This window comes from Acinetobacter geminorum, assembly GCF_013009345.1.
GTDB lineage: Bacteria > Pseudomonadota > Gammaproteobacteria > Pseudomonadales > Moraxellaceae > Acinetobacter > Acinetobacter geminorum.
In genome coordinates this window covers 329,849-345,975 of record NZ_JABELE010000001.1, presented here as the reverse complement: position 1 = coordinate 345,975, position 16,127 = coordinate 329,849, and the positions used below count along the sequence as shown (strand labels likewise).

The window sequence follows — 16,127 nt, the reverse complement described above, 5'->3', positions numbered from 1 at the left end:
TCTTATCCTATTTAAGCTATTTCGCACTGTCACTCAATTCTTGAGCCAATTCTTGACTACGCTTCTGTGCAGCAGCCAATGCAGATTGAATATTTTGGGAGATTTGTGCACGGTCAAAAACTTCAAGTGCAGCTTGAGTTGTGCCATTTGGCGATGTCACATTCTTACGAAGTTCAGAAGGAGTATTTGAACTCGTAATTGCCATTTGAGCTGCACCTAATGCCGTTTGAAGAGTCAACGCAGTTGCAACTTTTTCATCAAGTCCTAAATTTTTACCCGCACGGATCATACTTTCCATGAGATAGAAGAAATATGCAGGACCTGAGCCAGAAACTGCTGTTACCGCATCAATTTGAGCTTCGGAGTTTACCCAAATTGTTAAGCCTGTGGCTGCTAAAATCTGACTTGTTAATTCACGATCCGAAGTACCTACTACATCATTTGCATAGATACCATGCGCACCCGTCTGAACTAGAGCTGGCGTATTTGGCATAACTCGAACAATTCGATTGCTATCAATTAAGTTTGATATCGTTTGGATTTCAGCACCAGCAATAATTGAAATAACCAATTTATCTGATAACAGTCCTTTTAAAGGACGTAAAACAGTCGCCAAAACTTGTGGTTTTACTGCCAGTACAACGACATCAGCATTTTTAATTGCAGCTAGATTATCTTGTGTCACATGGACTTCTTTTTCTTGCAATAATTGACGTATTTGCTCAACAGGATCTGAAACGGTAATACGTGTTGGCGGTAAACCTCTTGAAATGAGCCCGCCAATCAAAGCTTGGGCCATATTACCACCACCAATAAAACAGATATTACTATTTACTGCACTTGTCATAACCATCTTCGCCATTTACCAGATTACAAGAATAAGAAATTAAATCTGGTTGCCATCCTCCTTGCTCACAATACGGAGACTGAGCCAACCAAAATCCTTTCGGTGTAAAAACCCCAAGCATAACATTATCTATGACTAATATTTGAATTGTATGACGAAGCCAAGGCAAAATATGTGCTTCTTGAATTGCTTTTTTTAATGGCCATTGCCCAACACGACCATATAAATGGACCTTTTCACCACCTTGGCGTCGAATTATTTTTAAATTTTTATTTAATAGAAATGCAGCCAAACCCATATTTTTTTGAGTAATTTGAAAATTTCCTGAAGCGCAATCCACTATTTCCCCTAGTTGAAAATGATGCTCTGTCTCGGTTTCAACTGGGTTTAATTTTTCAGCAAGAAAAACTTGTCGACTCAATCTATAAAGATGGTGTTGATAACGGACATAGTAAAACTGGTTCCAGTGTAATGCTGCTTGTGCATCAGACTTGGAATCGATTACTTCATTTTTTAACCGTTCAACCATTTCAAAGGCGGGCCGATATTGCCCATCGCCTTTCATCCAAACCGAAAGTAATTGACGCTGTCGAGCAGAAGATAGTTTTAATAGCTGAGTTAAGTCCAAACATTCTTTCGTACCACAATTTTGCAAATCAACTTTTAAAACTTCTTCTAAAATTTCAGAAGCATCTTGCATCAAGTAACTAGTACGACTAAGTGCTTGCTGCATTTTTGGAAATCGTTTTTGTAAAAATGGCCAAAGTTCTTCACGCGACCATGCCCGATCATAATGAATATCATAATTTGTAGGGTCAACTACATACTCAATCTCAAGTTGAGTAGTCCACTCGGCAATCTGCTCACGGGTTAAATCCAAAAAAGGTCGCCAAATTGTCATATCTACACGATGATCAATAGACTGCATAGCAGCAAGCCCATCAACACCTGCACCTGACAATAAACGCAATATTACCGTTTCAGCCTGATCTTGCTGATGATGAGCGAGCACTAAAATTTCGTTGGCTTGCAAATGTTGTAGATAAGCGTGATAACGTGCCTGACGTGCTTGAGCTTCCAAATTACCCTCAGTAACTTGAACTTTTTGAATGGTATAAGGAATATTTAAACGAGTCGCTTGTTTAGCAACGAGTTCGCCCCACTCTGCACTTTTTGATTGCAGTTGATGATCTATATAAATTACTCGGATCTTATGAGGGAAAATTTGAGACATCAAATGTAGTAGCAGCATTGAATCCATGCCGCCACTACATCCAATAAGAAAAGTACTATTTTCTGAAAACTCTTGAGCCTGTTTTAAGACGCAATGCCTAAATTTTCGCTGCCAAACTTCATTAAACGTTGATAACGTGCTTCGCATCGTTCATTTGCATCCATTGGTAGCAACTCATCCAAAGCTTGCTTCAAAACTACTTTTAGATTTTGCATGACTTGCTCAGGGTCTAAATGAGCCCCTTCGCCTTCATCTACTACATATTCAACAATACCTAGAGATTGTAATTTATCTGCTGTCAAACCTAAAGCTTCACTTGCTTGAGCCGCTTTTTCAGCAGTTTTCCACAAAATAGATGCACATCCTTCTGGTGAAATCACAGAATAAATACTATGTGACAACATAATTACTCGGTCAGCAACACCAATACCTAAAGCACCACCAGAACCGCCTTCACCGAGTACTGTTGCAACAACAGGAACTTTCAAACTTGAAAGTTGAGCAAGGCTAGTTGCAATTGCTTCAGCCTGTCCACGCTCTTCAGCACCAACACCTGGATAAGCACCCATAGTATCAATAAATGTGAAGACCGGAAGGTTAAAGCGCTCAGCCATATCTAATAGGCGTTGAGATTTACGGTAACCTTCTGGATTAGCCATACCGAAGTTGTGCTTTAATTTTTCACGGGTACTACGACCACGGTGTTGGCCAATAACCATTACAGGCTGACCATCAAAACGAGCAAGACCACCTACCATCGCACCATCGTCACCAAACAAACGATCACCATGCAAGGCATCAAACTCTGTAAAGATTTCACCGACATAATCTAGAAACTGCGGACGATCAGGATGACGTGCAATTTGAACCGTTGTCCATGCTTTGGACTGAGTAGCTTTTTTCATAGGTCGAATATTATCCCTTTAATCGATAAATTTTTCCGACTGAATATTCAATTCAATGTCCCAATGCTTAAACTGCTCTTGCTCATCATGCAAGTCGGCAACTAACAATGGCCATTGTTTGGCATCACCAGAAACACTAAGTTGCCATTGTTGATCATTTATGATGGTCAGTTCAATGGCAGGAAGCATCTGATCACTTCGACTATGGTTGAGTAAAACTGCTAGGCGAAGTAATAAACATAGATAAAGTAATTTATTACCACCAGCCTTCAAAATTTCATTTTTTACATCATTTCGCAATTTACGACGGTGGTGAGCGACCAAATGTGAAAGGTGATTTTGATCAATTTGTGAGAAGCCCGGAATATCAGAATGCTGCAATAAATAAGCACCATGACGGTGATAACCACCATGACTAATTGCTAAACCAATTTCATGCAAATAGGCGGCTCGACGCAGTAAGTCACTGTCTTCACTCGTTAAATTAAGGGAATCTGCAACACCATCAAATAATTGTTGTGCTGTATTTACAACTCGTTCTGCCTGTTTCGGATCTGCGTTATAACGCCCCATTAAAGCCTGTACACTGCGATCACGGATATCTTCATGTTTAAAACGACCTAACAGGTCATACATGACTCCTTCACGTAATGCACCATCAGAATATGCCAAACGATCAATTTCCAAAACTTCGAAAACTGCGTACAAAATTGCCAATCCGGCTGGCAAAACTGCTCGTCGATCTTCTCTTAACCCTTCAAAATCAATTTCAGAAATATTTTTAAACTTAAGTAATTTATCTTTGAGTTTATATAAACCTTCTCGAGTAACGTTTTCTTGTTCATCGCTCAAGCCCATATTCACCATAATTTGACGGCAAGCTTTAATCGTTCCACTAGAACCAACGACAGTATCCCAACCTTCCATTTTATACGTTGTTGCAATAGCTGAAAGTTCTTTACGCGCAGCAACTACTGCTTTATCAAAGGCTTTTTGTGTGATTTCGCCATCAGCAAAGTAGGCTTTTGTATAAGCCACACATCCCATTTGCAATGACTCAGTGTAAATAGGTTCAAACTCTTCACCAATAATGAACTCAGTAGAACCACCACCAATATCTACAACCAAACGTCGACCACCATTTGCCATGGTATGCGATACGCCAAGATAAATCAGACGCGCTTCTTCTCGCCCAGCAATAATTTCAATAGGTTTAGGCAAAATTTCTGCTGCTTTTTGAATAAATTCATGACCATTTTTTGCCTGACGCAAAGCATTGGTCGCCACAATTCGTAAGCGATTCGGTTGAACAGAACTTAATCTTCCCACAAAACGAGCCAAGCAGGCTAAGCCTCGTTGCTGAGCGGCTTCTGTTAGGTTTTTATTCTCATCTAAACCAGCTGCAAGCTGTACTTTTTCTGACATCGAAGCAACTTTTTTAACTTCGCCATGATCTACCCGTGCAATTGCAAGGTGAAAACTGTTCGACCCCATATCAATGGCGGCAAGTAATTCTTCATCAATCAGAAAATCAGACATTATTGAACTAAACCCATAACAATTCACGCCTAGAGTAATTCACAAGAATGCAATTGAAAAGCCATTTTCATCAACAATTAGCTGTCATTTAAATTTTTCTATTTATAAGTTGATTGTACAAGTCGATGATGGATATCGTGAGCATCCATTAGACAAATTTAGTTAAGCCTTGAATAATAGCATCAAACCCTTACATTGAACTAAGTAGCTATGTAATACTTATAGAGATAATTTTCTCCTGTAATAGCACTTTTTTCTAAAAATTGGAGCCGTACCATGTCTGCGACTATTGTAAATACAACTGATGATAACTTCCAAGCAGATGTTTTAGATGCTGAAACCCCTGTACTTGTTGACTTCTGGGCAGGATGGTGTGCACCTTGTAAAGCGATCGCGCCTGTGCTTGAAGACCTATCAAGTGAATATGCTGGTAAAGTAAAAATTGTTAAAGTTGATGTGACTTCTTGCGAAGATACAGCAGTGAAATACAACATCCGTAACATTCCTGCTTTACTACTTTTCAAAAATGGTGAAGTTGTAGCTCAACAAATTGGTGCTGTACCTCGCTCTAAACTTGTTAGCTTTATTGATGAAAATGTTTAAGTCAAAATGCTAAAAAAGAAAATACGCTATACTTTTTTATAGCGTATTTTTTTCGCCTATAAATTGACAAATTAGCTAGGCTGGCTTATATTGCATGCTCAAGAGGCACTGAAGGGAATCATCTTCGTCCGGCTTCTTACAAGACACAAACATAAAGATCGCCACTCGGCAACAGAAATTGTTTTTTCACATTTCTCTTCGAAACAATTAATCAGACTTCTGAATTGTTATTGTGTAAATACAATTGCGATAATCTTTTTTGTATGCGAGCGATTTTTCTCCTTTTTAAACCACACTCTACTCTTTCCTAATTCTGACCCTTATGAATTTAACTGAACTCAAGAAAAAACCAATCGGCGAACTAATTAAAATTGCTGAATTTATGGGCCTGGAAGGTATGGCTCGTAACAGAAAGCAAGATATTATCTTTGCCATTTTGAAACGCCATGCGATGAATGGCGAAGAAATTTTTGGTGATGGCGTTCTCGAAATTCTCTCTGATGGTTTTGGTTTTTTGCGTTCTGCCGCAGGTTCGTATTTAGCAGGTCCGGATGATATTTATGTGAGTCCTTCACAGATCCGACGCTTTAACTTGCGTACAGGTGATACCATCACAGGTACTATTCGCCCTCCAAAAGAAGGTGAGCGTTATTTTGCGTTGCTCAAAGTTAACCAGATTAACTACGACACGCCAGAAAATTCTCGTAATAAAATTTTATTTGAAAACTTAACTCCCCTTTTCCCGACCGAACAATTGGTTATGGAATTAGGTAATGGTACGACAGAAGACTTAACTGCTCGTGTCGTTGATTTAGTTGCGCCAATTGGTAAAGGCCAACGTTCTATTATTGTTGCACCGCCGAAAGCGGGTAAAACAATGTTACTTCAAAATATTGCTCAATCGATTGTTAGAAACAATCCAGAAGTATTCTTGATTGTTCTACTCATTGACGAACGTCCAGAAGAAGTAACTGAAATGGAGCGTACTGTTCGCGGTGAAGTTATTGCCTCAACATTTGATGAAGCACCAGCTCGCCATGTACAAGTTGCAGAAATGGTCATTGAAAAAGCTAAACGTCTTGTTGAACATAAAAAAGATGTTGTGATTCTTCTTGACTCTATTACTCGTCTTGCACGTGCTTATAACACAGTAATCCCATCATCAGGCAAAGTGTTAACTGGTGGTGTAGACGCTCATGCATTAGAGCGCCCTAAACGTTTCTTCGGTGCTGCACGTAATATCGAAGAAGGTGGTTCACTTACGATCATCTCTACTGCTTTGATTGAAACAGGCAGTAAAATGGATGATGTAATTTATGAAGAATTCAAAGGTACAGGTAACCAAGAGATTACGCTTGATCGCCGTATTGCTGAAAAACGCGTCTTCCCTGCTATGAATATCAAAAAATCTGGCACACGTCGTGAAGAGCGTTTAATGGATGAAGATAAATTACGCAAAGTATGGATCCTCCGTAAGCTACTTCACCCTATGGATGAATTGGCAGCAATGGAATTCTTACTTGACCGTATGAAAGAAACCAAAACAAATGATGATTTCTTTGATCAAATGAAACGTAAAGCTTCAACTTAAGTAATTAAGCCTTCAAAAAAGCCACTCTTTTGAGTGGCTTTTTATTTGGTTGACAAGCTTTACACAAAAATACATTTTGCTTATTTTTATGTAAAATTATTTATAAGCTTTTGATAATAAATATTTTTGCATAAAAAAGCTTAGTTTTTTTAGTAGCTTACCTCTACCTTTTCCAATATATAGTAGTCAGTTAATTGTTTTTTTCTGTTAAAAAACAGTCTGTTTTTCTCTTTTTCATACGTTTTTTTGACAAGCGACAGTAGTATTTCAGCATGTGCAGTGATAGCATAGCGGCAGACCAGTTAGACTGCTCCATGCGTTGTTACCTAGCTACGTTTTAGGAATAATAAAAGCAAAACAGTCCAACTTAGGTTTTTTTAATCTCAAATCTTTTTTGTGAGAGTGATGCCATGTTATTCAAAAAATTCGCTGTTGCTGCTGCTGTTGCTGCTACTTTAGCTTTCGTTGGTTGTTCTAAGAAAGAAGAAGCGCCTGCTGCTGCTTCTGAAGCTGTAGCTGCTGCTTCTGAAGCTACTGCTGCTGCTTCTGAAGCTGCTGTAGCTGTTGACGCTGCTGCTTCTGACGTTGCTGCTGCTGCTTCTGACGTTGCTGCTGCTGCTTCTGACGTTGCTGCTTCTGCTGCACACTAATCTATAATTTAGATTAGATAAAAAAGAGGACATTTTGTCCTCTTTTTTTATGTTTAAAGTTTAATTTTCTAAGATTAAGCGACCCTATATTGCTGCCCAATAAAATTATGTAAAGCTATCTAAAATATAAAAAAAGCAGATCAATCGATCTGCTCATTTCCAACGCGTTGTCTAAACTTCTGACCCGCTCTGAATGTAACTACACGGCGCGCAGAAATTGGAATTTCCTCACCTGTCTTAGGGTTACGTCCTGGACGTTCGCGTTTATCTCTTAACTCGAAATTACCAAAACCAGAAAGCTTAACCTGCTCCCCTGCAATAAGCGCTTGGCTAATCTCGTCGAAGAACAACTCGACCATTTGTTTTGCTTCACGGCGATTTAAGCTGGTTAACTCACTTAAATGATCAGCCATGTCTGCTTTAGTTAATGCTGTCATGAGGCCCTCAATGTCGCTTGATAAGTGTTTTCCAACACTTGGATTATATTGTCCATACCAGATTTAATTTCAGCATCTTCAAGCGTACGTGAAGGATGTTGCCATAATAGTGCAAACGCCAATGAGCGCTTACCTTCTTCGACACCCTGCCCCGTATACACATCGAATAACCATGTAGAGTCTAAAAGCTCTCCACCAGTTTTTTCGATTAACTGCTGAATATCTCTAACATTTATATTATCAGAGATTAAAAGCGCAATATCACGTCTAATCGAAGGAAAACGTGATAATTCTGTAAAATTAGATACATAAGATTGCAAAACGGCTGTTTGATCAAGCTCAGCAACCCACGTTGTTGTTAAATCAAGCTCATTTTCTAAAGATGGATGCAGATGGCCTAAGTAACCAATTGATTGTCCATCAACTAAAATTTCAGCAGACTGCCCCGGATGCAACCATGCACGCTCAGAACGTACATATTCAACTTTGACACGACCAGCAGCCAAAATCTCTTCTATCTCTCCTTTGAAGTCAAAGAAATCCATTGATTGAGGCTTCACATGCCAAGATTCAGGTTGTTGCGAGCCAACTGCCACTAGAGCTAAAGTCGGAATCTGTTTTAGATCTGCAATACTTTTAGCATTTTGATAATCAAAACGAAGTCCTAATTCAAAGAAACGAACACGACTTTGTTGACGGTTGAGATTATATTGTACGCAAGGGATTAAACTTGAAAGTAGAGTACTACGCATTGCAGCCAAATCACTTGAAATTGGATTTGCTAGCATTAACGGATTTACTTGCGGGTTCAATTGCTTTTCAAGTTTTGCATCAGCAAAACTAAAACTAATTGCTTCTTGATAGCCTAAAGTCACGATAGTTTGGCGTAACTCTGCAATTTCAAAACGGTCTTGATATTTAGCTAATTGAACATCCATGCTTGGTAAGCTAATTTGGATATTGTCATAACCATCAATACGTGCCACTTCTTCAATTAGGTCTTGATAAATAGCCATGTCATAGCGATGTGATGGAGGTACTACACTCCATTCACCTTCAGCTTTAACAGTTACTTCACACCCTAGTCGAGTTAAAGCATCTGCAATGAAATCAGCCGTCACTTGATATCCCAACAATTGGTCTACCTGAGCTTGTTTCAGTTCAATTGCTTCACGTTTTGGTAAAATTTCAGTTTTTTCAGCAACAGTAATTGGACCAAATTCACCACCTGCCAACTCTTGAATAAGCTGCGAAGCACGGTTCATCGCAATTAACGGCAATTCAAAATCTACACCACGTTCATAACGCTGTGAAGAATCGGTATGCAAGCCAAAACGACGAGCACGTCCAGCAATAGCAAGTGGTGCGAAGAAAGCACTTTCTAGGAAAATGTCAGTTGTATCATCAGTTACACTTGATGCTAAACCACCCATAATTCCAGCAATTGCCAAAGCTTTCTGGTCATCAGCAATCACCATGATATCTTCTTGCAATTCAACTTCTTGATCATTAAGGAGTTGTAATTTTTCTTGTGGCTGAGCTTGACGCACTTGTATAGTCCCTTCGATTTTAGCTAAATCGAAAGCATGCATTGGCTGACCCAATTCCATGAGGACATAGTTCGTCACATCAACCAAAATACTGTGCGTGCGAATTCCTGAACGTGCTAAAGCCTGCTCCATCCACTCAGGAGTAGCAGCTTTTACATTAACGTTTTTAATTACACGCCCTAAGTAGCGTGGCGCACCTTCAGTGCTGATCACTACTTTCTTCTCATCAGCAATTGTCGCATCAACTGATTTGATTTCAGGTTCATTCATTTGCAGTTGGTTAATTACTGCAATCTCACGTGCGATACCACGGATACTGAAACAATCACCACGGTTTGGTGTAATACTGATATCGATGACGTTATCATCAAGTTTTAAGTATTCACGGATGTTTACTCCTACTGGAGCATCAGCTGGTAGTTCGAGTAAACCATCGATCTTATCTTCAAGATCAATTTCAGAAGCGCCGCACAGCATACCTTGTGACTCAACGCCGCGAAGCTTACCTTTTTTGATTTTAAAATCACCTGGTAATACGGCACCAATGGTTGCCACAGGTGCTTTCATTCCAGCACGGACATTAGGAGCACCACATACAATTTGCAGAGATTCACCTGTACCAATATTCACTGTTGTTACACGCAGACGGTCTGCATCTGGATGCTGCTCAACTGTTAAAACTTCGCCAACCACGACACCTGTAAATGGTTTAGCCACAGGTGCTAATTCATCAACTTCAAGCCCAAGCATAGTTAACTGATCAGACAATGTCTCACTATCAATTGCTGGATTAACCCATGTACGTAACCAATTTTCGCTAATCTTCATCTTTATAAACCTTTTTTAATCCTGAAAAATTGTTAGGCAAATTGGCGTAAGAAACGCACATCATTTTGATAGAACATACGCAAATCATTAATGCCATAACGCAACATTGCAAAACGCTCTACCCCTAAACCAAAAGCAAAGCCTTTGTATTTATCAGGATCAATACCCGCAGCACGCAATACATTTGGATGTACCATGCCACAGCCTAAAACTTCTAACCAACGTCCACGCTCATCCATGATATCTACTTCTGCACTAGGCTCTGTAAACGGGAAATATGATGGGCGGAAACGTACTTTTAAATCTTTCTCAAAAAATTCATTCAGTAGGTTAATCAATAAACCTTTTAATTCAGCAAAGCTTGTATTCTCAGCCACATATAAGCCTTCGATCTGGTGGAACATTGGCGAATGCGTTTGATCCGAATCACAACGGTAAACACGGCCAGGGCATACGATACGAATTGGCGGCTCACTCGTCTCCATTGTACGAATCTGTACCCCAGAGGTATGCGTACGTAGCAAGTGAGTGGCATCAAAGTAGAAAGTATCGTGCATAGCACGTGCTGGATGGTGACCAGGAATATTTAATGCTTCGAAATTGTGATAGTCATCTTCAACTTCTGGACCGGTTGCAACTGTAAAACCAGCTTTAGTAAAGAACTGGCAAATTCGCTCTTGTACCTGAGTAACAGGGTGGACTGTACCAATACGTTGACCACGGCCCGGCAATGTAATATCAATCGTTTCACTTGCTAGCTTTTGTGCAAGTGCTGCCTGTTGTAGTGCCGCTTGACGTTCTGTTAATGCAGTATTAATTGTTTCTCGAACAGCATGAATCGCAGCACCTTGTACTTTGCGTTCTTCAGGGTCCATTTTCCCTAATGCTTTCGATTGTTCTGCAAGCTGGCTTTTTTTCCCTGTAAATTGCACACGCACCTGATCAAGTGCAACAAGGTCTTGAGCTGCTGCAATGGCAGCAAGCGCTTCTGTGGTCAGGGCTTCCAGTGACATATTAACTCTCAAAGCAACAAATTTAAAAAATATAATAAAACACTGCATTCTAACAGTTTTTCATCGAATTGATGAAGTTTATCCATCATGAAAAATGTATTAGGCAACAAAAAGACAAAACGTATAAGATAATAGCATCGTCAATGAGATCAACTATTATGGCGCTTAATCAGATTTGGAAACAACAACTTACGCTTGTGACATATGGTAATGAATACCTCCGTCAGAATTTAAGCTTTAACCAATGGCGACAACATCATATTTTCGACCATCATAGTTTTCAGTTTCGTGACTTAACTTCTCAGCATTTATTGGCTCAACACTTCCAAGTTTGGCTAGAAGCATTAAAAAAACAAGGCACCTCGAAGCTTAGCTTACATTTATCAAGCCTTCTCAATGAAGAGCAAAATCCGAATAGCAATGTCGAGCTCTTACCTTATACTCATTTTATTGTGAGTCATCAAAACGATAAGAAGTTTGCATGGATTTTTGGCCATGAGCTTGCCGAATGGTATAACAATGATAATGAATTCGAAGCCCCTGCCTCACAAACCTGTGAGCTTCGTTTAGAAACTTTCTGGCGTTTTGAACTCAATGAAAAATTATCAAAAAAAATTGAAGTTGATTTAAAAAATCCGCCATGGCAAGAAATCGCCGATTTTATGGATAGTGAATTATTCCAGAGTAAGTACGCAGCAGGCTTTGAGGAACCAGAATTTCAAAATGCTCTTTTTGATGGTACAAATATTAAAAGCTTAGAACCAAGACTTGCTTTAATTCCAGAAAATTATCCCGCAGATTATGCCCATCAACTTTTATCTCATACTCAAGCATTAGCTGATTATTTAGAACAAAAGAAACGCCTTGCAAATGATCCTTTAGGGGAAGACTTAGACCAAGAGCAACTCATCAATTTAAGAAACTTTACACAAAAAACTGATGATTTGTTTGCCAAGCTTATTGTAAAAGTTGCCAACCATTATCAGACAGCTCAGATGGTGCCTATAGTTAAAGCATCTCCATTTGAGCAATCAAATGAAAATTCACAGCATCTTAAGTCTCACCACCATAAAGGCAATGGTTTAGGCGTTATTAAGCTGATTGTTTTGACGATTATTATTTGTGCTTTGGCTTATTATTTTGGTCTTTAAAGATTAGAGTTTCCATTGATAAAGTAACTCTGTTATTTCGGGGCCGAACTCAGGTAGTTCGGTTTCCCCAATTAATTTAGCTCCCATTTTTTCGTAGAAGAAACGACTTGGATTTTTATTAAAGACTTCTAAGCGAATAAAACTGTATCCTTGATTTAAAGCACATTGGTAGAACTTTTGAAATAACTCACGTCCAATGCTTTGCTTTTGAACTTCTTTTAAAAGATAAAAAGCCATAATTTCAGCAATATTATTCTCTGGATTTAAATGACCATCGAGAAAGCCTTTCACTACTCCATTTTCAGTATAGATAAATAACTTATGATCAGGACTTCTGCTTATCTCTTTCCATAACTGTTCTTTATCTAGTACGTTAAGCTCATTCAATATTTCTTGCTTAATCATACCTGTATAGGTTTCTTTCCAACTCTGTACATGTACTTCTGCAATAGATAATGCATCCTTAAGTGATGCTATACGAATATCCATGTCATTTAATGATTTCAATTCACTTCCCTCACGCCACTACTTTTAAAGTGAAGTATTGATTGGTCTCACACCAACCTACTCAGGTAAAAGTAGTCCTCGAACATGCATTAAAGCAAAACCTAATAAGTTTAGTCCTTGCCATAGAGATGGATCTTGAATATGTGGATGGTCTTGCGCCATACCAATTCCCCAAATTTTATCGACTGGAGATGCTTCAACTAAAATACGATCTTTCGTTGCTAATAAGAATTTTTTCAATTCCGAATGCTGAGAGAATTTAGCAGAGTTTGCTCGCACCACAATGTCAAAACGCTTTTCTTGCCATACTTGTTCATCATAATTACGCACTTTACGACCTAGCTGTTTCGCTTCATTAGGATGTTTAACTTGCAAAATTCGTGCAAAAATTTCTTCATCATTAAATAATTTTGCTTTTTGCGCCATCATATAGTGTTCAGCAGTAAAGTATTCAATACCCTCTACTTCAAATTGCGCAGGAAACCACTGACTAAAACAACTCTTATCAACAACACCAGCTTTCTTAGGAATATGCCCCCAGAAATATAAATATTTGACCTGATGACCTTGCTGTACTTTTTGAATTAAATCATTTAGAAATTTTTCGTCTTTCATCTTTTATCTCTGATTGTTATCTCTTTTTAAAATAGAACCACTAAAAATAAAAAAGACCGCTAAAAAGCGGTCTTTCTTTGAATCTCTAAGCTTATGCAGCTAATGCGCCTTTAGCTTTTTCAGCTAAAGCAGCAAATGCTACTGCATCATGCATAGCGATGTCAGCTAATACGCGACGGTCGATGATCACTTGAGCTTTTTTCAAGCCATCGATCATACGGCTGTAAGACAAACCGTTTTGACGAGCACCAGCATTGATACGCGCAATCCATAGAGCACGGAATTGACGTTTCTTTTGACGGCGGTCACGGTAAGCGTATTGACCAGCTTTGATTACCGCTTGGAACGCTACGCGGTAAACGCGTGAACGAGCACCGTAGTAACCTTTAGCGCGAGCAAGAATTTTTTTGTGACGACGATGAGCCACTACACCACGTTTTACACGAGCCATTTATAATCTCCTTAGATGTATGGGCACATACGACGAACTGAATTCATGTCAGAAACATGAACCATTACACAGCCGCGTAATTGACGGATACGTTTAGCAGATTTTTTGGTCAAAATGTGGCGCTTGAATGCTTGTTTGCGCTTAAAACCGTTTGCAGTCGCTTTGAAGCGTTTAGCTGCACCACGGCGAGTTTTTAACTTAGCCATAGTAACCTCTTTTGGGCACCTGTTCGGCACGATCGCACCATTGCAAAATCGACCTGCAGGTAAGGAAGCGCGTATTTTATAGTATGCTGACTAAAATTAAAACTATTAGTTACTGTTTTTATGATGCAAAGAAAGACTTTTTCGCCTTCCACGGTGTTAGCAATATCAATAATAAATAAAGCACCTGCGCTTTTTTCCATTTATAATACGATCAAATTATCAACATACGATATTCCTAATGCAGAAACATGATGCATTTGCTGCCTTACGCTACAGAGATTTCTCAATTGTTACGATTAATCAATTTTGCTTAACTTTAGCAATTCTGATTCAAGAAATTATTGTTGCTTACTCACTCTATCAAATCACCAAAGATCCTCTGACTCTAGGTTTAATAGGACTTGCAGAAGCCATTCCTTTTATTGCTCTTTCTCTTTGGGGTGGCTATTTTGCAGATCGGTTTAATAAACAGATTATTATGAAAATCTGTTTATTTTTCTCGGTTCCTCTTCCTTTAGTACTATGGTCGCTGTTCCATCTGCATGGTCTAGGTCATATCAGCGTAAATTTCCTTTCATGGGGTATTTATGCTGTTATTTTTGGTTTGGGTACAATTCGTGGCTTTTACAATCCTTCTGCAACGTCTTTAAAACCATTTTTGATACCTCGTGAACTGTATGCAAATGGTGCAACATGGACGACAATCGGTTGGCAAAGTGGTGTAATTATCGGGCCAATGCTTGGTGGTTTCATGCTTGCCTATTTAGGCCGAGAAACAAGCCTATTTAGTGTTGCGGTTTTACTTGCTATTTGTTTTATCTTAATTAACCTATTGCATAAGCGTACTTTCCCTAAAATTGAAACTGCTAATGTTTTAGAAAGTTTAGGAGATGGTTTCCGTTTTATCTGGAAAACCAAAATTGTTCTTTGGGCAATTTCTCTTGATTTAGCTTCTGTTTTATTTGGTGGAGTCATCGCATTATTACCAATTTTCGCAGAAGATATCTTGAAAGTCGGTCCAGAAGGGCTTGGATATTTGCGTGCGGCCCCCTCTATTGGAGCGCTCGTCACTATGATTGCTTTGACTCGCTTCCCGCCAACTCAACATGCATGGCGTAACATGCTACTTGCTGTTGCAGGATTTGGTGTTTTCACGATTCTTTTCGCATTCTCAAACAACATGTGGTTATCACTATTTGCGTTGGCTATGACAGGCGCTTGTGACAGTATTTCAGTTGTGGTTAGACAAACCATTTTGCAAATTTTTCCACCAGAAAATATGCGTGGTCGCGTTGCTGCTGTAAACGGAATGTTTGTTTCATCAAGTAATGAGCTGGGTGCATTTGAGTCAGGGTTGGCAGCTAAATATTTAGGAACGATTGCAGCGACTATTTTTGGTGGTTGTATGACACTTGCAGTGGTCACTTTCTGTTGGCTAAAAACCAATGATCTATTTAAAGTCGATATTACTAAAAGCTCAGAAGACTAATTAAATCGTTTTAATAGAAGCATCTTCGGATGCTTTTATCTTAAATAAAATCTGTAATCACCCAATAAATAAAAATATAGCGTCCTGCTTTAGCAATCAAAACTATAATTAAAAAACGCCAAAAATTTTCTTTGAATAAACCTGCAACTAAAGTAAGTGGGTCACCAATAATAGGTGTCCAACTTAAAAGCAGCGAATAAAACCCATACTTATGATAAAAGCTTTGAGCTTGCTCTAAACGCTTTTCAGAAACAGGAAACCACTTTTTGTGTTTAAACTGCTCTATTTTTAAACCAAGCCACCAGTTCACACACGAGCCCAGTACATTTCCGAAAGTGGCGATAGAAATGAGAAGAAAAGCAGAATATTCTTTTTTTAATAATAAGGTGGCGAGTACAGCTTCTGATTGTAACGGTAATAATGTAGCCGCCCCAAACGCGCTCAAAAAAAGTAAAAAGTAACTTAGCATATTAAATTAGACCAAATCACCTTTCACTTTATTCATTACGCT

Annotated in this window: 19 protein-coding genes; 5 read left to right on the top strand and 14 right to left on the bottom strand. The window is 38.9% G+C overall.

Annotation, left to right across the window (positions count from 1 at the left end):
• Nucleotides 1–16 precede the first annotated feature (16 nt).
• Genes proC through ppx form a run of 4 tightly spaced genes read right to left on the bottom strand, consistent with a single transcriptional unit; the run spans nt 17 to nt 4,525 of the window.
• Nucleotides 17–853, bottom strand: coding sequence for a pyrroline-5-carboxylate reductase (gene proC, locus HJG58_RS01615; RefSeq protein WP_170247688.1), 837 nt, complete (start codon nt 851–853; stop codon nt 17–19).
• The gene (tilS, locus tag HJG58_RS01610) at nt 828–2,228 is read right to left on the bottom strand and encodes a tRNA lysidine(34) synthetase TilS (protein WP_170247687.1); all 1,401 of its coding nucleotides are present in this window, start codon (nt 2,226–2,228) and stop codon (nt 828–830) included. Before tilS ends, proC begins: the two co-directional genes overlap by 26 nt.
• Entirely contained in the window at nt 2,165–2,986 is an 822-nt protein-coding gene (locus HJG58_RS01605) for an acetyl-CoA carboxylase carboxyltransferase subunit alpha (protein ID WP_005066304.1), read from the bottom strand. The genes tilS and HJG58_RS01605 overlap by 64 nt, the downstream gene beginning before the upstream one ends.
• 18 nt (nt 2,987–3,004) lie before the next feature.
• Entirely contained in the window at nt 3,005–4,525 is a 1,521-nt protein-coding gene (gene ppx / locus HJG58_RS01600) for an exopolyphosphatase (protein ID WP_170247686.1), read from the bottom strand.
• Nucleotides 4,526–4,801: 276 nt separating this feature from the next.
• On the opposite strand from ppx, the gene trxA reads away from it, so the two are divergent.
• Together trxA and rho are read left to right on the top strand one after the other, a co-directional pair.
• On the top strand, nt 4,802–5,128 hold the full coding sequence (trxA, locus tag HJG58_RS01595; RefSeq protein WP_002054512.1) for a thioredoxin: 327 nt from the start codon (nt 4,802–4,804) through the stop codon (nt 5,126–5,128).
• A gap of 322 nt (nt 5,129–5,450) precedes the next feature.
• A complete protein-coding gene (gene rho / locus HJG58_RS01590) occupies nt 5,451–6,719 on the top strand; it encodes a transcription termination factor Rho (RefSeq protein ID WP_002117304.1) in 1,269 nt (422 codons plus the stop codon).
• A 190-nt stretch (nt 6,720–6,909) separates the two neighbouring features.
• Here rho and HJG58_RS01585 read toward each other — a convergent pair whose 3' ends face one another.
• The gene (locus tag HJG58_RS01585) at nt 6,910–7,035 is read right to left on the bottom strand and encodes a hypothetical protein (protein ID WP_170247685.1); all 126 of its coding nucleotides are present in this window, start codon (nt 7,033–7,035) and stop codon (nt 6,910–6,912) included.
• A gap of 94 nt (nt 7,036–7,129) precedes the next feature.
• Here HJG58_RS01585 and HJG58_RS01580 point away from each other — a divergent pair, with 94 nt between their 5' ends.
• The gene (locus HJG58_RS01580; RefSeq protein WP_086264983.1) at nt 7,130–7,369 is read left to right on the top strand and encodes a hypothetical protein; all 240 of its coding nucleotides are present in this window, start codon (nt 7,130–7,132) and stop codon (nt 7,367–7,369) included.
• A gap of 140 nt (nt 7,370–7,509) precedes the next feature.
• On the opposite strand, the gene HJG58_RS01575 is transcribed toward HJG58_RS01580, so the two are convergent.
• Genes HJG58_RS01575 through pheS form a run of 3 tightly spaced genes read right to left on the bottom strand, consistent with a single transcriptional unit; the run spans nt 7,510 to nt 11,197 of the window.
• The gene (locus HJG58_RS01575) at nt 7,510–7,806 is read right to left on the bottom strand and encodes an integration host factor subunit alpha (RefSeq protein ID WP_000126166.1); all 297 of its coding nucleotides are present in this window, start codon (nt 7,804–7,806) and stop codon (nt 7,510–7,512) included.
• Entirely contained in the window at nt 7,803–10,184 is a 2,382-nt protein-coding gene (gene pheT, locus HJG58_RS01570; RefSeq protein WP_170247684.1) for a phenylalanine--tRNA ligase subunit beta, read from the bottom strand. The genes HJG58_RS01575 and pheT overlap by 4 nt, the downstream gene beginning before the upstream one ends.
• Before the next feature lie 32 nt (nt 10,185–10,216).
• On the bottom strand, nt 10,217–11,197 hold the full coding sequence (gene pheS, locus HJG58_RS01565; RefSeq protein ID WP_002117277.1) for a phenylalanine--tRNA ligase subunit alpha: 981 nt from the start codon (nt 11,195–11,197) through the stop codon (nt 10,217–10,219).
• Nucleotides 11,198–11,355: 158 nt separating this feature from the next.
• Here pheS and HJG58_RS01560 point away from each other — a divergent pair, with 158 nt between their 5' ends.
• The gene (locus tag HJG58_RS01560; RefSeq protein WP_170247708.1) at nt 11,356–12,348 is read left to right on the top strand and encodes a hypothetical protein; all 993 of its coding nucleotides are present in this window, start codon (nt 11,356–11,358) and stop codon (nt 12,346–12,348) included.
• Between the two features lie 3 nt (nt 12,349–12,351).
• Here the strand turns inward: HJG58_RS01560 and HJG58_RS01555 are convergent, their stop codons facing one another.
• The 5 genes from HJG58_RS01555 to HJG58_RS01535 all read right to left on the bottom strand — a co-directional run bounded on the left by HJG58_RS01555 (nt 12,352) and on the right by HJG58_RS01535 (nt 14,327).
• A complete protein-coding gene (locus HJG58_RS01555; protein WP_170247683.1) occupies nt 12,352–12,855 on the bottom strand; it encodes a GNAT family N-acetyltransferase in 504 nt (167 codons plus the stop codon).
• 57 nt (nt 12,856–12,912) lie between these two features.
• Nucleotides 12,913–13,470 (bottom strand): NADAR family protein, encoded by a 558-nt coding sequence (locus HJG58_RS01550; RefSeq protein ID WP_170247682.1) that lies wholly within the window; start codon nt 13,468–13,470, stop codon nt 12,913–12,915.
• A 91-nt stretch (nt 13,471–13,561) separates the two neighbouring features.
• Nucleotides 13,562–13,921 (bottom strand): 50S ribosomal protein L20, encoded by a 360-nt coding sequence (gene rplT, locus HJG58_RS01545; RefSeq protein ID WP_000124858.1) that lies wholly within the window; start codon nt 13,919–13,921, stop codon nt 13,562–13,564.
• A gap of 11 nt (nt 13,922–13,932) precedes the next feature.
• Nucleotides 13,933–14,127 (bottom strand): 50S ribosomal protein L35, encoded by a 195-nt coding sequence (rpmI, locus tag HJG58_RS01540; protein WP_002054552.1) that lies wholly within the window; start codon nt 14,125–14,127, stop codon nt 13,933–13,935.
• The gene (locus tag HJG58_RS01535) at nt 14,115–14,327 is read right to left on the bottom strand and encodes a hypothetical protein (protein WP_032062463.1); all 213 of its coding nucleotides are present in this window, start codon (nt 14,325–14,327) and stop codon (nt 14,115–14,117) included. The genes rpmI and HJG58_RS01535 overlap by 13 nt, the downstream gene beginning before the upstream one ends.
• 38 nt (nt 14,328–14,365) lie before the next feature.
• Here HJG58_RS01535 and nreB point away from each other — a divergent pair, with 38 nt between their 5' ends.
• Nucleotides 14,366–15,616: a nickel resistance MFS transporter NreB gene (gene nreB / locus HJG58_RS01530; RefSeq protein WP_032062465.1), complete on the top strand. Its 1,251-nt coding sequence runs from the start codon at nt 14,366–14,368 to the stop codon at nt 15,614–15,616.
• A gap of 40 nt (nt 15,617–15,656) precedes the next feature.
• Here nreB and HJG58_RS01525 read toward each other — a convergent pair whose 3' ends face one another.
• Entirely contained in the window at nt 15,657–16,085 is a 429-nt protein-coding gene (locus HJG58_RS01525) for a YqaA family protein (RefSeq protein WP_170247681.1), read from the bottom strand.
• Nucleotides 16,086–16,127 lie beyond the last annotated feature (42 nt).

What these genes read in the sequence shown, in the direction of transcription:
- HJG58_RS01525 (WP_170247681.1), bottom strand. Translation starts at nt 16,085, where the DNA reads ATGCTAAGTTACTTTTTACTTTTTTTGAGCGCGTTTGGGGCGGCTACA.
- HJG58_RS01560 (WP_170247708.1), top strand. Translation starts at nt 11,356, where the DNA reads ATGGCGCTTAATCAGATTTGGAAACAACAACTTACGCTTGTGACATAT.
- pheT (WP_170247684.1), bottom strand. Translation starts at nt 10,184, where the DNA reads ATGAAGATTAGCGAAAATTGGTTACGTACATGGGTTAATCCAGCAATT.
- HJG58_RS01550 (WP_170247682.1), bottom strand. Translation starts at nt 13,470, where the DNA reads ATGAAAGACGAAAAATTTCTAAATGATTTAATTCAAAAAGTACAGCAA.
- HJG58_RS01585 (WP_170247685.1), bottom strand. Translation starts at nt 7,035, where the DNA reads ATGGAGCAGTCTAACTGGTCTGCCGCTATGCTATCACTGCACATGCTG.
- rplT (WP_000124858.1), bottom strand. Translation starts at nt 13,921, where the DNA reads ATGGCTCGTGTAAAACGTGGTGTAGTGGCTCATCGTCGTCACAAAAAA.
- pheS (WP_002117277.1), bottom strand. Translation starts at nt 11,197, where the DNA reads ATGTCACTGGAAGCCCTGACCACAGAAGCGCTTGCTGCCATTGCAGCA.
- HJG58_RS01575 (WP_000126166.1), bottom strand. Translation starts at nt 7,806, where the DNA reads ATGACAGCATTAACTAAAGCAGACATGGCTGATCATTTAAGTGAGTTA.
- HJG58_RS01580 (WP_086264983.1), top strand. Translation starts at nt 7,130, where the DNA reads ATGTTATTCAAAAAATTCGCTGTTGCTGCTGCTGTTGCTGCTACTTTA.
- rho (WP_002117304.1), top strand. Translation starts at nt 5,451, where the DNA reads ATGAATTTAACTGAACTCAAGAAAAAACCAATCGGCGAACTAATTAAA.
- HJG58_RS01535 (WP_032062463.1), bottom strand. Translation starts at nt 14,327, where the DNA reads ATGGAAAAAAGCGCAGGTGCTTTATTTATTATTGATATTGCTAACACC.
- HJG58_RS01605 (WP_005066304.1), bottom strand. Translation starts at nt 2,986, where the DNA reads ATGAAAAAAGCTACTCAGTCCAAAGCATGGACAACGGTTCAAATTGCA.
- ppx (WP_170247686.1), bottom strand. Translation starts at nt 4,525, where the DNA reads ATGTCTGATTTTCTGATTGATGAAGAATTACTTGCCGCCATTGATATG.
- rpmI (WP_002054552.1), bottom strand. Translation starts at nt 14,127, where the DNA reads ATGGCTAAGTTAAAAACTCGCCGTGGTGCAGCTAAACGCTTCAAAGCG.
- proC (WP_170247688.1), bottom strand. Translation starts at nt 853, where the DNA reads ATGGTTATGACAAGTGCAGTAAATAGTAATATCTGTTTTATTGGTGGT.
- trxA (WP_002054512.1), top strand. Translation starts at nt 4,802, where the DNA reads ATGTCTGCGACTATTGTAAATACAACTGATGATAACTTCCAAGCAGAT.
- nreB (WP_032062465.1), top strand. Translation starts at nt 14,366, where the DNA reads ATGCAGAAACATGATGCATTTGCTGCCTTACGCTACAGAGATTTCTCA.
- tilS (WP_170247687.1), bottom strand. Translation starts at nt 2,228, where the DNA reads ATGCGAAGCACGTTATCAACGTTTAATGAAGTTTGGCAGCGAAAATTT.